The sequence below is a fragment of the Streptomyces sp. NRRL S-87 genome, assembly GCF_000719335.1.
GTDB lineage: Bacteria > Actinomycetota > Actinomycetes > Streptomycetales > Streptomycetaceae > Streptomyces.
The window spans coordinates 18,097-32,249 of sequence record NZ_JOGB01000002.1 but is presented as its reverse complement, the minus strand read 5'-3'; the positions used below and the strand labels follow the sequence as shown (position 1 = coordinate 32,249).

General features: G+C 72.5%; 12 protein-coding genes. 10 read left to right on the top strand and 2 right to left on the bottom strand.

Features of this window, described 5'->3' with window-relative positions; all coding sequences use genetic code 11:
• The 6 genes from secF to IF43_RS0101190 all read left to right on the top strand — a co-directional run bounded on the left by secF (position 1) and on the right by IF43_RS0101190 (position 7,294).
• Complete coding sequence (secF, locus tag IF43_RS0101215; protein ID WP_030192775.1) at positions 1-1,062, top strand: protein translocase subunit SecF; 1,062 nt, start codon at positions 1-3, stop codon at positions 1,060-1,062.
• A complete protein-coding gene (locus tag IF43_RS0101210; RefSeq protein WP_030192773.1) occupies positions 1,059-1,601 on the top strand; it encodes an adenine phosphoribosyltransferase in 543 nt (180 codons plus the stop codon). Before secF ends, IF43_RS0101210 begins: the two co-directional genes overlap by 4 nt.
• Before the next feature lie 214 nt (positions 1,602-1,815).
• Positions 1,816-4,302 (top strand): bifunctional (p)ppGpp synthetase/guanosine-3',5'-bis(diphosphate) 3'-pyrophosphohydrolase, encoded by a 2,487-nt coding sequence (locus IF43_RS0101205; protein ID WP_030192770.1) that lies wholly within the window; start codon positions 1,816-1,818, stop codon positions 4,300-4,302.
• Between the two features lie 29 nt (positions 4,303-4,331).
• Positions 4,332-5,777, top strand: coding sequence for a serine/threonine-protein kinase (locus IF43_RS37740; RefSeq protein WP_051794516.1), 1,446 nt, complete (start codon positions 4,332-4,334; stop codon positions 5,775-5,777).
• On the top strand, positions 5,770-6,174 hold the full coding sequence (locus IF43_RS0101195) for a hypothetical protein (protein WP_030192767.1): 405 nt from the start codon (positions 5,770-5,772) through the stop codon (positions 6,172-6,174). The genes IF43_RS37740 and IF43_RS0101195 overlap by 8 nt, the downstream gene beginning before the upstream one ends.
• On the top strand, positions 6,158-7,294 hold the full coding sequence (locus tag IF43_RS0101190) for a caspase family protein (protein ID WP_051794515.1): 1,137 nt from the start codon (positions 6,158-6,160) through the stop codon (positions 7,292-7,294). The genes IF43_RS0101195 and IF43_RS0101190 overlap by 17 nt, the downstream gene beginning before the upstream one ends.
• Positions 7,295-7,392: 98 nt before the next feature.
• Here IF43_RS0101190 and IF43_RS0101185 read toward each other — a convergent pair whose 3' ends face one another.
• Both IF43_RS0101185 and IF43_RS0101180 read right to left on the bottom strand, forming a co-directional pair.
• Positions 7,393-8,622 (bottom strand): DUF349 domain-containing protein, encoded by a 1,230-nt coding sequence (locus IF43_RS0101185; protein WP_030192762.1) that lies wholly within the window; start codon positions 8,620-8,622, stop codon positions 7,393-7,395.
• Between the two features lie 232 nt (positions 8,623-8,854).
• Entirely contained in the window at positions 8,855-9,643 is a 789-nt protein-coding gene (locus IF43_RS0101180) for a peptidylprolyl isomerase (protein ID WP_030192759.1), read from the bottom strand.
• A gap of 202 nt (positions 9,644-9,845) precedes the next feature.
• On the opposite strand from IF43_RS0101180, the gene IF43_RS0101175 reads away from it, so the two are divergent.
• The 4 genes from IF43_RS0101175 to IF43_RS0101160 all read left to right on the top strand — a co-directional run bounded on the left by IF43_RS0101175 (position 9,846) and on the right by IF43_RS0101160 (position 14,082).
• A complete protein-coding gene (locus IF43_RS0101175; RefSeq protein ID WP_030192757.1) occupies positions 9,846-10,568 on the top strand; it encodes an MBL fold metallo-hydrolase in 723 nt (240 codons plus the stop codon).
• 10 nt (positions 10,569-10,578) lie between these two features.
• Positions 10,579-11,841 (top strand): histidine--tRNA ligase, encoded by a 1,263-nt coding sequence (gene hisS, locus IF43_RS0101170; protein WP_030192755.1) that lies wholly within the window; start codon positions 10,579-10,581, stop codon positions 11,839-11,841.
• Positions 11,842-12,043: 202 nt separating this feature from the next.
• Positions 12,044-12,649: a vitamin K epoxide reductase family protein gene (locus IF43_RS0101165; RefSeq protein ID WP_037887173.1), complete on the top strand. Its 606-nt coding sequence runs from the start codon at positions 12,044-12,046 to the stop codon at positions 12,647-12,649.
• 83 nt (positions 12,650-12,732) lie between these two features.
• On the top strand, positions 12,733-14,082 hold the full coding sequence (locus tag IF43_RS0101160) for a replication-associated recombination protein A (RefSeq protein ID WP_030192751.1): 1,350 nt from the start codon (positions 12,733-12,735) through the stop codon (positions 14,080-14,082).
• Positions 14,083-14,153 lie beyond the last annotated feature (71 nt).

The window sequence follows — 14,153 nt, the reverse complement described above, 5'->3', positions numbered from 1 at the left end:
ATGTCGAAGCTCGGAACCCTCGGCGCCCGCCTCTACCGCGGCGAGGTCGGCTACGACTTCGTCGGCAAGCGCTTCATCTGGTACGGCGTCTCCGTCCTGATCACCATCACGGCGATCGTGGCGCTGGCCGTCCAGGGCCTCAACATGGGCATCGAGTTCAAGGGCGGTGCCGTCTTCACCACCCCGAAGGTCGACGTCTCCGTCGCCAAGGCCCAGGAGGAGGCCGAGAGCGCCTCCGGCCACGACGCGATCGTCCAGGAGCTCGGCACCGGCGGCCTGCGCATCCAGATCTCCGGTCTGGACACCGACCAGGCCAACAGCGTCAAGGCGAAGCTGGCCGCCGACCTGAGCGTCAAGGAAGCGGACATCAACGCCGACCTGGTCGGCCCCAGCTGGGGTGAGCAGATCGCCAACAAGGCCTGGACGGGCCTCGGGGTCTTCATGATCCTCGTGGTGATCTACCTGGCCATCGCGTTCGAGTGGCGCATGGCCGTCGCGGCCCTGATCGCGCTCATCCACGACCTCACCATCACCGTCGGCGTGTACGCGCTGGTCGGCTTCGAGGTCACCCCGGGCACGGTCATCGGTCTGCTGACGATCCTCGGTTACTCCCTCTACGACACCGTCGTCGTCTTCGACGGTCTGAAGGAAGCCTCCAAGGACATCACCAAGCAGACCCGCTACACCTACAGCGAGATCGCCAACCGCAGCCTCAACGGCACGCTGGTCCGCTCCATCAACACCACCGTCGTGGCGCTGCTCCCGGTCGCCGGCCTGCTGTTCATCGGCGGCGGCGTCCTGGGCGCGGGCATGCTCAACGACATCTCGCTGTCGCTGTTCGTCGGCCTCGCGGCCGGTGCGTACTCCTCGATCTTCATCGCGACCCCGCTGGTCGCCGAGCTCAAGGAGCGCGACCCGGCGATGAAGGCCCTGCGCAAGCGGGTCCTCGCCAAGCGTGCGAGCGCGGCCGCCAAGGGCGAGTCGGACGGCACCGACCTGTCGGGCGCCGAGGTCGTGGGCCAGTCCGGTCCGGCCGGTCGGGCGACGGGCCGCCGCCGGTGACCGGCGACGTGCGCGAGCTGCTGCTCAGCCGGATCAAGGACGTACCGGACTACCCGAAGCCGGGCGTGATGTTCAAGGACATCACCCCGCTGCTGGCGGACCCGGAGGCCTTCCACGCGCTCACCGAGGCGCTCGTGGAGCTCTGCGTCCGGCACGGCGCGACGAAGATCGTCGGCCTGGAGGCCCGCGGGTTCATCCTGGCCGCACCGGTCGCGGTGCAGTCCCGCATCGGCTTCGTGCCGGTCCGCAAGGCCGGCAAGCTGCCCGGCGCGACCCTGCGCCAGGCGTACGAGCTCGAGTACGGCACCGCGGAGATCGAGGTGCACGCCGAGGACCTCGGGCCGGGCGACCGGGTCATGGTCATCGACGACGTCCTGGCCACCGGCGGCACGGCCGAGGCCTCGCTGGAGCTCATCCGGCGGGCCGGGGCCGAGGTCGCGGGCGTGGCGGTCCTGATGGAGCTCAGCTTCCTGCCCGGGCGCGCCCGGCTGGAGCAGGCGCTGGCGGGTGCCCCGCTGGACGCCCTGATCACCGTCTGACCGGTTTCGAGCGAACGCTCTCGAACGGCGGGCACCGGGAATTCCGGTGCCCGCCGTTTCCGCTGTACGCAGCAGGTGGGCGCGACGGGCGCCGGCGAGCGGGCCGGAGTGCGGCCGTCCGCTGGGTGGGCGAGGCGAACGGCGCGGCCGAACGCTCGCTACCATGGGTTTTCCGGACCTGACCGGAGGACCCGGAACCGCACGAGGAGCGCTCTTGCCAGACGAGGTCCAGCCACTCTCCGCCGCGCAGCCCGACCAGCAGGCCGACCCGGCCACGGCGCCTCCCGCCGCGCCCGGCAAGCCCGCGGCGGGCCCGAAGCCGGCCCAGCCGGCCACGCCGCCCGTGCCGCCGCTGGCCCCGCCGGCGCCCGCGCCCCGGCCGCTGCCGGCGAAGCCGGCCGGCTCCTCCAACCGCGTCCGGGCCCGCCTCGCCCGGCTGGGCGTCCAGCGCTCCAACCCGTACAACCCGGTCCTCGAGCCGCTGCTGCGCATCGTCCGCAGCAACGACCCGAAGATCGAGACGGCCACGCTGCGCCAGATCGAGAAGGCCTACCAGGTCGCCGAGCGCTGGCACCGCGGCCAGAAGCGCAAGAGCGGCGACCCGTACATCACGCACCCGCTCGCCGTCACCACGATCCTCGCCGAGCTCGGCATGGACCCGGCCACCCTGATGGCGGGGCTGCTGCACGACACCGTCGAGGACACCGAGTACGGCCTCGACCAGCTGCGCCGCGACTTCGGCGACGCCGTCGCCCTGCTCGTCGACGGCGTCACCAAGCTGGACAAGGTCAAGTTCGGCGAGGCCGCGCAGGCCGAGACCGTCCGCAAGATGGTCGTGGCCATGGCCAAGGACCCGCGCGTCCTGGTCATCAAGCTCGCCGACCGCCTGCACAACATGCGCACGATGCGCTACCTCAAGCGGGAGAAGCAGGAGAAGAAGGCCCGCGAGACCCTCGAGATCTACGCGCCCCTGGCCCACCGCCTGGGCATGAACACGATCAAGTGGGAGCTGGAGGACCTCGCCTTCGCGATCCTCTACCCCAAGATGTACGACGAGATCGTCCGCCTCGTCGCCGAGCGCGCCCCGAAGCGGGACGAGTACCTCGCCGTCGTCACCGACGAGGTGCAGGCCGACCTGCGGGCCGCCCGAATCAAGGCCACCGTCACCGGCCGCCCCAAGCACTACTACAGCGTCTACCAGAAGATGATCGTGCGGGGCCGGGACTTCGCCGAGATCTACGACCTGGTGGGCATCCGCGTCCTCGTCGACACGGTCCGCGACTGCTACGCGGCCCTGGGCACCGTCCACGCCCGCTGGAACCCGGTTCCGGGGCGGTTCAAGGACTACATCGCGATGCCCAAGTTCAACATGTACCAGTCGCTGCACACCACGGTCATCGGCCCCAACGGCAAGCCCGTCGAGCTGCAGATCCGCACCTTCGACATGCACCGCCGGGCCGAGTACGGCATCGCCGCGCACTGGAAGTACAAGCAGCAGACCGTCGCCGGCGCCTCGAAGATCCGCACCGACGTCCCGCAGGCCGCCAAGGGCAGCGCCGGCCAGGACACCGTCAACGACATGGCCTGGCTGCGCCAGCTGCTCGACTGGCAGAAGGAGACCGAGGACCCGGGCGAGTTCCTCGACTCGCTGCGCTTCGACCTCTCGCGCAACGAGGTCTTCGTCTTCACGCCCAAGGGCGACGTCATAGCACTGCCGGCCGGGGCCACCCCGGTGGACTTCGCCTTCGCGGTCCACACCGAGGTCGGCTACCGGACCATAGGGGCCCGGGTCAACGGCCGCCTCGTACCGCTGGAGTCCACCCTCGACAACGGCGACACCGTCGAGGTCTTCACGTCCAAGGCCGAGGGCGCGGGCCCGTCCCGCGACTGGCTGACGTTCGTGAAGTCCCCGCGGGCCCGCAACAAGATCCGCGCCTGGTTCTCCAAGGAGCGCCGGGACGAGGCCATCGAGCAGGGCAAGGACGCCATCGCGCGGGCCATGCGCAAGCAGAACCTGCCGATCCAGCGGATCCTCACCGGCGACTCGCTGGTCACCCTCGCGCACGAGATGCGCTACCCCGACATCTCGTCGCTGTACGCGGCCATCGGCGAGGGGCACGTCTCCGCCCAGGCCGTGGTCTCCAAGCTCGTGCAGGCCATGGGTGGCGAGGAGGCGGCCAACGAGGACATCGAGGAGAGCGTCCCGCCGACGCGCGGCCGCAGCAAGCGGCGCGCGAACGCCGACCCCGGCGTCGTCGTCAAGGGCGTCGAGGACGTGTGGGTCAAGCTCGCCCGCTGCTGCACCCCGGTGCCGGGCGACCCGATCATCGGCTTCGTCACGCGCGGCAGTGGCGTATCGGTTCACCGCGCGGACTGCGTCAACGTGGACTCGCTCTCGCAGCAGCCCGAGCGGATCCTCGAGGTCGAGTGGGCTCCCACCCAGTCCTCCGTCTTCCTGGTCGCCATCCAGGTCGAGGCGCTGGACCGGTCCCGCCTGCTGTCCGACGTCACCCGCGTCCTGTCCGACCAGCACGTCAACATCCTGTCGGCGGCCGTGCAGACCTCCCGCGACCGGGTGGCCACCTCGCGGTTCACCTTCGAGATGGGCGACCCCAAGCACCTCGGACACGTCCTCAAGGCCGTCCGCGGCGTGGAGGGCGTGTACGACGTCTACCGGGTGACCTCCGCCCGTCGGCCGTAAGCCGTAGGCTGCTCCCCGAGGGGGGCGGAATGGCCGAAGGTGCGTTAGTCGAGGGCCGCTACCAGCTGCTGCGACTGCTGGGACGCGGCAGCGTCGGTGCGGTGTACGAGGCGGAGGACACCAAGCTCGGGCGGCGCGTGGCGGTCAAGATGCTGACCGCCGCCGCGGCCCGGGGCCCCGCCTCGGAGTGGCTGCGCCGCTTCCACCGCGAGGTCGAGGCGCTCACCCGCATCCGGCACCGCGGCGTGGTCACCCTGTACGACTCCGGGGAGTACGAGGGCACCCCGTACCTGGTCATGCAGCTCCTCGACGGGATGAACCTGGCCCAGCTCGTGAAGGCCGTCGGCCGCGTCGCGGCCCCCACCGCCGCCTGGGTCGGCCTGTGCATGGCCGAGGCCCTGCGGGCCGTGCACGAAGCGGGCGTCCTGCACCGGGACGTCAAGCCGTCCAACGTCGGACTCACCCGGGACGGGGGCGTGGTCCTGCTGGACCTCGGGCTCGCCTCCCTCGTGGGCGGGGACCGGGTGACCGCCACGGGCATCGCCGTCGGCACTCCCCAGTTCATGGCGCCGGAGGTCATCGAGGGCACGGAACCGGCGCCGGCCGGCGACCTGTACGCGCTCGGCGTGTGCATGTACCTGATGGCCACCGGCGAACTCCCCTTCGACGCCGCGCCGGACGTCCTCGGCGTGCTCGTCGAGGCCATGGGCAGCGGAATCCCCCCGCTCGCCGGCCGGAACACCGGCTACCCGGAGCGCCTCAACCTGGCGATCGACGCCCTCTGCGCCCGCCGGCCCGAGCAGCGGCCCACCACGGCGGGCGCGGCCGTCTCCCAGCTCGGGCTGCTCGCCGACGGCGGTCGCGAGGACCTGGCCGGGCTGGTCGCCGACCGGCTCAGGGAGGCGGCGATCCGCGGACTCGCCACCCCGACCGCGGACGGGGACTACGAGCTGGACCCGCCCGGCGAACCCGCCTTCGTGCCGCCCCCGCCGCCCCCGGCCGTCCCGCGGCCCGCCGCGGGCCCCGAGGACGTGACCCAGTTCCGGCCCTTCGCCCCCGGCCCGCCGCCGGTCCCCGGCCCCCCGCCCGCCGAGGAGCTGCCGGAGTACGGGTGGTACGTGGGCGGGGCCGGACCCGACGCGGCACCCGCGGCGAGCCCGCTGCACCGCGTCAACCTCAGCGTCGGCTTCCGCCGCACCGTCATGAGCGGGATGGACACGCGGAAGGCGGCCTCCCGGCTGCGCGAAGCGGTCAACCTCGTGCTCACCAACCAGCTGACCGAGGCCTCGCAGATGCTGGCGGTGCTCGTCTACTCCTGCACCTCCGCCCTGGGGCCCACCCACACCACCACCCTCACCGCGATGTACTGGCAGGGCATCTGCCTGGCCCGGCTGGGCGCCGCCGGCGAGGCCGTCGAGCTGCTCGCCCGGGTGAACTCGGCGGTGGACCAGCGAAAGGACCCGAGCGGTGCCTGACATCAGCGTGGGCGTTGCGGAGACCGGCGACGACGAGGCGGCCCTGCGGGCGCTGTCGTCCTGGCTCCGCGAGGACGAAGCCCTCGGCGGCGCGGTCCGCGGCCGGACGGCCGCCCGTGCTCGCAGGGAACCGGGGGCCATGGGCGGCGGCACCCTCGACGTGCTCGAGTTCGCCGTCTCCAGTGGGCTCGGCCTGGGAGGTCTCGTCCTCTCCGTGCTCCAATGGCGCGCGGCGCTCCGCCGCCCCGCCGCCACCGTGCTGCGCCGCGGAGCGGTGGAGGTGCGGCTGGAGGGCCGGCTGGCCGCCGACCAGGAGACGGTACGGAACATCCTCGAGCAGCTGCGGGACGGGCAGGGGAACGCCGACGCGGGCGAGGGCGATGCCGGCCCTCGCTGACCCCGGCAGCTCCCGCGCCGTACTCCTCGGCACCGCCGCCTACCACCACCTCGACCAGCTGCCCGCCGTCGAGGCGAACCTCCTCGACCTCGCCGGCGAACTCCGCGACGCGACCGTGTGGGGGCTCCCCGGCGAACACTGCACCGTCGTCCTCGACCCGCAGAGCGCCGTCGACCTGCTCGACCCGGTGCACCAGGCCGCCGACGAGGCCACCGACACCCTGGTGGTCTACTACGCGGGCCACGGCATGCGCGATCCCGACTCGGCGGACCTCTACCTCGCCCTCGGCACCTCCCGTGACGGCGTCGGGTACTCGGCCGTCGCCTACAGCCACCTGCGCACCGCCCTGCGGGCCTCCCGGGCCCGCCGCAAGGTGGTCGTCCTCGACTGCTGCTTCAGCGGCCGGGCCGCCCGCACCCTCGCCGGGGACACCCGCTCCATCGCCGGCGAGGCCGCCGTCGACGGGGTCTACGTGATCACGTCCGCACCCCGCGACCGGGTCGCCCTGGCGCCCGACGGCGAGCGGTACACCGCCTTCACCGCCGAGCTCCTGTACATCCTCCGCCACGGCATCCCGGAGGCCGCCGAACTCCTCGACCTCGACGCGCTCTACCGCGAGCTCACGGCCCGGCTGGGCGCGAAGAACCGGCCGCTGCCGCAGCGGTCCCAGGAGAACGCGATGGGAGCGCTGCACCTGGTCCGCAACAAGGCCAGGGCGGGGCACCGGGCCCCCGCGGGTCCCGTCCTCGACGCCGACGTGCGCACGGCCGCCGTGGCCACCGGGCTGAACATCGCGCGCATGCTGCGCCGCCAGGGCAACACGCGGGACGCGCTGCCCGTCCTCCGGCTCGCCCTCCAGGAGCAGCCGGAGGGGCACACGGTGCGCTTCGCCGTCCAGCTGGAGCTCTCGGAGCTGCTCACCGAGACCGGCCACCTCGCCGAGGCCATCGCCGTACTGGAGTCGGCCTACCAGCAGCTCCACAAGCCCTACGGGCCGGAGGCGGTGCTCCTGTGCCGGCGGCTGGCCGACCTGCTCCAGGAGTCCGGCAACCACATCCAGGCCTGCGAAGTGCTGTGGCGGGCCATCGACATCGGCGCGGGGGACCACCGGGTCCGGTGACCGCCCGGAAACACCGGGGGCCCGACGGTGCCGTACGCACCGTCGGGCCCCCGTACCACCGCCGCTGCCGGTCGGGACGACCGGACGGGGACGGATGATCAGCCGCCGAACTCCTCCAGGCCCTTCAGGGCCTGGTCGAGGAGGGCCTGGCGGCCCTCCAGCTCACGCTCGAGCTTGTCGGCCTTGGCCGTGTTGCCCGCGGCACGCGCCGCCTCGGCCTGCTCGCGCAGCTTGTCCACGGCGGCCTGCAGCTGGCCGGTCAGACCCGCGGCGCGGGCCCGCGCCTCCGGGTTCGTCCGGCGCCACTCGGCCTCCTCGGACTCCTGCAGGGCCCGCTCGACGGCGTGCATCCGGCCCTCGACCTTGGGACGCGCGTCCCGCGGCACGTGGCCGATGGCCTCCCAGCGCTCGTTGATGCCCCGGAACGCGGCGCGGGCCGCCTTCAGGTCCGTCACCGGGACGAGCTTCTCGGCCTCGGCCGCCAGCTCCTCCTTCAGCTTGAGGTTCTCGGCCTGCTCGGCGTCGCGCTCGGCGAACACCTCGGAGCGGGCCGCGAAGAAGACGTCCTGGGCGCCGCGGAAGCGGTTCCACAGGTCGTCCTCCGACTCGCGCTGGGCGCGGCCGGCCGCCTTCCAGTCCGCCATCAGCTCGCGGTAGCGCGCCGCCGTCGGACCCCAGTCGGTCGAACCGGACAGCGACTCGGCCTCGGCGACCAGCCGCTCCTTGATCTGGCGGGCGTCCTCGCGCTGCGCGTCGAGGGACGCGAAGTGCGCCTTGCGCCGCTTGGAGAACGCCGAGCGGGCGTGCGAGAAGCGGTGCCACAGTTCGTCGTCCGACTTGCGGTCGAGACGCGGCAGGCCCTTCCAGGTGTCCACCAGCGCGCGCAGCCGCTCGCCGGCCGCCCGCCACTGGTCGCTCTGCGCCAGCTGCTCGGCCTCGGCGACCAGCTCCTCCTTGGCGTGGCGGGCCTCGTCCGTCTGCTTGGCCTTCTGCGCCTTGCGCTCCTCGCGGCGCGACTCCACCGACGCGGCCAGCTTGTCGAGCCGGCTGCGCAGCGCGTCGAGGTCGCCCACCGCGTGGTGCTCCTCGACCTGCTGGCGCAGGTGCTCGATGGCCGTCGTCGCGTCCTTGGCGGACAGATCGGTGGTCCGCACCCGTCGCTCGAGGAGGCCGATCTCGACCACCAGGCCCTCGTACTTGCGCTCGAAGTAGGCCAGGGCCTCCTCAGGGGTGCCCGCCTGCCACGAGCCGACGACCTGCTCGCCATCGGCAGTACGCACGTACACGGTGCCCGTCTCGTCGACGCGGCCCCACGGGTCGCTGCTCACAGCGCCTCCTCCACCTGATGCCCGCGGGGGGTCACCCGCCCGGCATCGTCCACAGTTTCCTGGGGCGGGCACCGCCCGCCCTGCACAACGCCAACATAGGCGACCGCCGGGTCGCCTGTCCGCATCCAGCGCGACGGAATATCGGCCGCCGGTCCGGACCGGGCGCCGCGGGGCCCGGCGGGCCCCGGGCGATCCCGGTCCGGCCCCCGTCCGGCCGGTTCTCCGCCGCCCGTCAGTTCTGGGTGACGGCGGCCTTCTGGACGGTCACGGCCTTCTTCGGGGCGCCGTCGGTGGCGCCGCCGGCCACACCCTCCGCGGCCACGTCCTGGACGGCCTTCAGGCCGGCCGCGTCGAGGGTGCCGAAGGGCGTGTAGGTCGGGGGCAGCTTGGAGTCCTTGTAGACCAGGAAGAACTGGCTGCCGCCCGAGTGCGGCTGGCCGGTGTTGGCCATCGCCACGGTGCCGGCCGGGTACGTGACGGTGCCGTCGGCGCCCGCCTTGCCCAGACCGTTCAGGTTCTCGTCCGGGATGGTCCAGCCCGGGCCGCCGCTGCCGGTGCCCTGGGGGTCGCCGCACTGGAGGACGTAGATGCCGCTGGTGGTCAGGCGGTGGCACTTCGTCTTGTCGAAGTAGCCCTTGTCCGCCAGCGCCTTGAACGAGTTCACCGTGTGCGGGGTCTTCGCCGCATCCATGGTGATCTTCATCTCGCCCTGGTCGGTCTTCAGGTCGAAGGTGTACTTCGCCTTCTGGTCGATCGCCATCGCGGGCTCGCTCTTGGCGGACGGTTCCGCCGACGGCGTGGGAGCGGTGCTCGCCTGCGCCTCGGGGGTCGTGTCGTCCTTCTTCGAGGCGAAGGCGCCGCTCGCCACCGTGGCCGCCACGGCCGCGATCACCACGGCCACCGCGGTGCCGATGACCGCGGCCCTGCGGCGCGCCTTGCGCTGGTCCGCGAGCCTGCGCTGCTGCTGGCGCTCGAACTTCTCCCTGGCGAGCTGGCGTCGCCGCTGATCGCTGGTGACCACCGGTCGTCTCCTTCTGAACGTCTTGAGGCACCGCTGTGAACGGCTGTGTGCACGTCTGAGGTACCGCTGTCCGGGCTGGGTAAGGCCGTACCGTATATGGGTTCGCTGTGGGATGAGCAGCGCCGGTAGGCTCTGTCTGCCGCATTCACCTGCTGGATCGCCCGCAGCGGCCGCCAGCGACGATGACGACCGAAGGACGAACGTGCTCATTGCCGGGTTCCCCGCCGGGGCCTGGGGGACCAACTGTTACGTGGTCGCCCCCGCCGCCGGCGAGGAGTGCGTGATCATCGACCCGGGCCACCAGGCCGCCCAGGGAGTCGAGGAGACGCTCAGGAAGCATCGGCTCAAGCCCGTCGCGGTCGTCCTCACCCACGGCCACATCGACCATGTGGCGTCGGTGGTCCCGGTCTGCGGAGCCCACGACGTACCCGCGTGGATCCACCCCGAGGACCGGTACATGATGAGCGACCCCGAGAAGGCGCTCGGCCGCTCCATCGGCATGCCGCTGATGGGCGAGATCACGGTGGGGGAGCCCGACGACGTCCGGGAGCTGACCGACGGCAGTGGGCTCACCCTGGCCGGCATGCAGTTCTCCGTCGCGCACGCGCCCGGCCATACCAAGGGGTCGGTGACCTTCCAGATGCCCGAGGCGGCCGACATCCCCCCGGTCTTCTTCTCGGGCGATCTGCTCTTCGCCGGCTCCATCGGACGCACCGACCTGCCCGGCGGCTCCCACGCCGAGATGCTCGAGTCGCTGGCCCGCGTGTGCCTGCCGCTCGACGACTCGACCGTGGTGCTGTCCGGCCACGGTCCCCAGACCACCATCGGGCGCGAGCGCGCGACCAACCCGTACCTGCGGGAGGTCGCGGCGCTGCGCCAAGGACGCGCCGCGGACCCGACGGCCGCTCCGCGACGAGGAATGTGACGAGACTTTCGTGAGCACCTTCAAGGCCCCCAAGGGCACCTACGACCTCATCCCGCCGTACTCCGCCAAGTACCTGGCCGTGCGCGAGGCCATCTCCGGCCCGCTGCGCAAGGCCGGCTACGGGTACGTCGAGACGCCCGGCTTCGAGGACGTCGAGCTCTTCGCGCGCGGTGTCGGCGAGTCGACCGACATCGTCACCAAGGAGATGTACACCCTCACCACCAAGGGCGGCGCCAACCTCGCGCTGCGCCCCGAGGGCACCGCCTCCGTGCTGCGCGCCGCGCTCGAGGCCAACATGCACAAGGCCGGCGGCCTCCCGGTCAAGCTCTGGTACTCCGGCTCGTACTACCGCTACGAGCGCCCGCAGAAGGGCCGCTACCGCCACTTCTCGCAGGTCGGCGCCGAGGCGATCGGTGCCGAGGACCCGGCGCTGGACGCCGAGCTGATCATCCTCGCCGACCAGGCCTACCGCTCCCTGGGCCTGTCGAACTTCCGCATCCTGCTGAACTCGCTGGGCGACAAGGAGTGCCGGCCCGTCTACCGCGAGGCGCTCCAGGCCTTCCTGCGCGGCCTGGACCTCGACGAGGAGACCGTCCGCCGCGCCGAGATCAACCCGCTGCGCGTCCTGGACGACAAGCGTGCCGAGGTGCAGAAGCAGCTCGGCGGCGCGCCGCTGCTGCGCGACTACCTGTGCGACGCCTGCAAGGCGTACCACGAGGAGGTCCGCGCGCTGGTCACGGCTGCCGGGGTGGCGTTCGAGGACGACGCGAAGCTGGTGCGCGGCCTGGACTACTACACCCGCACGACCTTCGAGTTCGTGCACGACGGCCTGGGGTCGCAGTCCGCGGTGGGCGGCGGCGGCCGCTACGACGGCCTGTCCGAGATGATCGGCGGCCCCGCGCTGCCGTCGGTGGGCTGGGCGCTGGGCGTGGACCGCACGGTCCTCGCGCTGGAGGCCGAAGGCGTCGCCCTCGACATCCCGGCGACCACCGAGGTGTTCGCGGTCGCCCTGGGCGACGAGGCCCGCCGGCTGCTGTTCGGCGCGGTCACCGCGCTGCGCAAGGCGGGCGTCGCGGCGGACTTCTCGTACGGCGGCAAGGGCCTCAAGGGCGCCATGAAGGACGCCAACCGGTCCGGGGCGCGCCTGACGCTCGTCGCCGGCGAGCGCGACCTCGCCGAGGGCGTCGTGCAGCTCAAGGACATGGAGTCCGGCGAGCAGACCGCCGTCCCGGTCGACGCAATCGTCGCCGCGGTGCGGGCGAAGCTGGCCTGATCCGGCTCCCACGTGACGAACGCCGACGCGGCCGACCGCGTCGGCGTTCGTCGTCCGCAGGCGGCCGGAGGCCCCACCGTGCGCAACCCCCGCCGTCCGCACGCCGCGGTGTCCACCGAACGGTGTACACGGGCGCGTACGGCACAATGACCGTGCCCAGACGGGCGGGACGACCGATACGAACGGGATGACGGGCTACGCCATGACGACTTCAGGGGTGGACTCCAGGCGGACCGTGGGCGGCAGCCGCGCGCTCGCCTGGCTGCTGGTGATCACCGGCGCGGCGGGCCTGCTCGCCTCCTGGGTGATCACGATCGACAAGTTCAAGCTCCTCGAGGACCCGAACTTCACCCCGGGCTGCAGCCTGAACCCGGTCGTCGCCTGCGGCAGCATCATGAAGAGCGACCAGGCGTCGGCCTTCGGCTTCCCGAACCCGATGCTCGGCCTCGTCTCGTACGGCATCGTGATCTGCGTCGGCATGAGCCTGCTGGCCGGGGCCCGCTTCGCCCCCTGGTACTGGCTCACCTTCAACGCCGGCACGCTGTTCGGCGTCGGGTTCTGCACCTGGCTGCAGTACCAGTCGCTGTACAGCATCAACGCGCTGTGCCTGTGGTGCTGCCTGGCCTGGGTGGCCACCATCTTCATGTTCTGGTACGTCACCGCGCACAACGTCCGCCAGGGACTGCTGCCCGCGCCCGGCTGGCTGAAGGGCTTCCTCGAGGAGTTCACGTGGGTCCTGCCGGTGCTGCACGTCGGCGTGATCGGCATGCTGGTCCTCACGCGCTGGTGGGACTTCTGGACCTCCTGAGCGACGGATCCGCACGACGGCCCGGCCCGGGCGGCAGCTGCCGCCCGGGCCGTTCTGTCGTACCCCTGGCTTAGGCTTTCGGCGTGGAACCCGATCTGTTCACCGCAGCCGCGGAGGAGCGCCAGGCCAAGGACCCGGCGAGCGCCCCGCTGGCCGTCCGCATGCGCCCGCGCACCCTCGACGAGGTCGTGGGCCAGCAGCACCTGCTCAAGCCCGGCTCGCCGCTGCGACGCCTGGTCGGCGACGGCAACGGCGGCCCGGCCGGCGCGTCCTCGGTGATCCTGTGGGGCCCGCCCGGGACCGGGAAGACCACGCTGGCGTACGTGGTGAGCCAGGCGACCCAGAAGCGGTTCGTGGAGCTGTCCGCGATCACCGCCGGGGTCAAGGAGGTCCGCGCCGTCATCGAGGGCGCGCGCCGCGCCGCGGGCGGGTACGGCAAGGAGACCGTGCTCTTCCTCGACGAGATCCACCGCTTCAGCAAGGCCCAGCAGGACTCCCTGCTGCCCGCGGTCGAGAACCGCTGGGTCACCCTGATCGCCGCGACCACGGAGAACCCGTACTTCTCGGTGATCTCCCCGCTGCTGTCCCGCTCGCTGCTGCTGACGCTGGAGCCCCTGACCGACGACGACCTCAGCGGCCTGCTGCGCCGGGCCCTGGCGGAGGAGCGCGGCCTGGGCGGGGCGGTCACGCTGCCGGCCGACGCGGAGGCGCACCTGCTGCGCATCGCCGGCGGCGACGCCCGGCGCGCGCTGACCGCGCTGGAGGCGGGGGCCGGCTCGGCCATCGCCCAGGGCGAGGACGAGATCACCCTCCGGACGCTGGAGGAGGCCGTCGACCGGGCCGCGGTGAAGTACGACAAGGACGGCGACCAGCACTACGACGTGGCCAGCGCGCTGATCAAGTCCATCCGGGGCTCGGACGTGGACGCGGCCCTGCACTACCTGGCGCGGATGATCGAGGCGGGGGAGGACCCCCGGTTCATCGCCCGCCGCCTGATGATCTCGGCGAGCGAGGACATCGGACTGGCCGACCCGACCGCGCTGCCGACCGCGGTCGCCGCCGCCCAGGCGGTCGCCATGATCGGCTTCCCCGAGGCCGCGCTGACCCTGTCGCACGCCACCATCGCCCTCGCGCTGGCCCCGAAGTCGAACGCGGCCACCACCGCGATCGGTGCCGCCCTCGCCGACGTCCGGGCCGGTCTCGCGGGCCCGGTGCCGCCGCACCTGCGCGACGGGCACTACAAGGGCGCCGCCAAGCTGGGGCACGCCCAGGGGTACGTGTACCCGCACGACGTGCCGGGCGCGATCGCGGCCCAGCAGTACGCCCCGGACGCCATCGCCGGTCGCCGCTACTACGAGCCCACCCGCTACGGCGCCGAGGCGCGGTACGCCGACGTCGTCGAGCGCGTCCGCGACCGCCTGCGGGGTGAATAGCCCGGCCCTGGGGGCCGGGCGGCGAATGCCCGGGTGGGGCGGCTGCGGTACCTCCATGCGGTGAAAGGCGG

What these genes read in the sequence shown, in the direction of transcription:
- secF (WP_030192775.1), top strand. Translation starts at nt 1, where the DNA reads ATGTCGAAGCTCGGAACCCTCGGCGCCCGCCTCTACCGCGGCGAGGTC.
- IF43_RS37740 (WP_051794516.1), top strand. Translation starts at nt 4,332, where the DNA reads ATGGCCGAAGGTGCGTTAGTCGAGGGCCGCTACCAGCTGCTGCGACTG.
- IF43_RS0101190 (WP_051794515.1), top strand. Translation starts at nt 6,158, where the DNA reads ATGCCGGCCCTCGCTGACCCCGGCAGCTCCCGCGCCGTACTCCTCGGC.
- IF43_RS0101165 (WP_037887173.1), top strand. Translation starts at nt 12,044, where the DNA reads ATGACGACTTCAGGGGTGGACTCCAGGCGGACCGTGGGCGGCAGCCGC.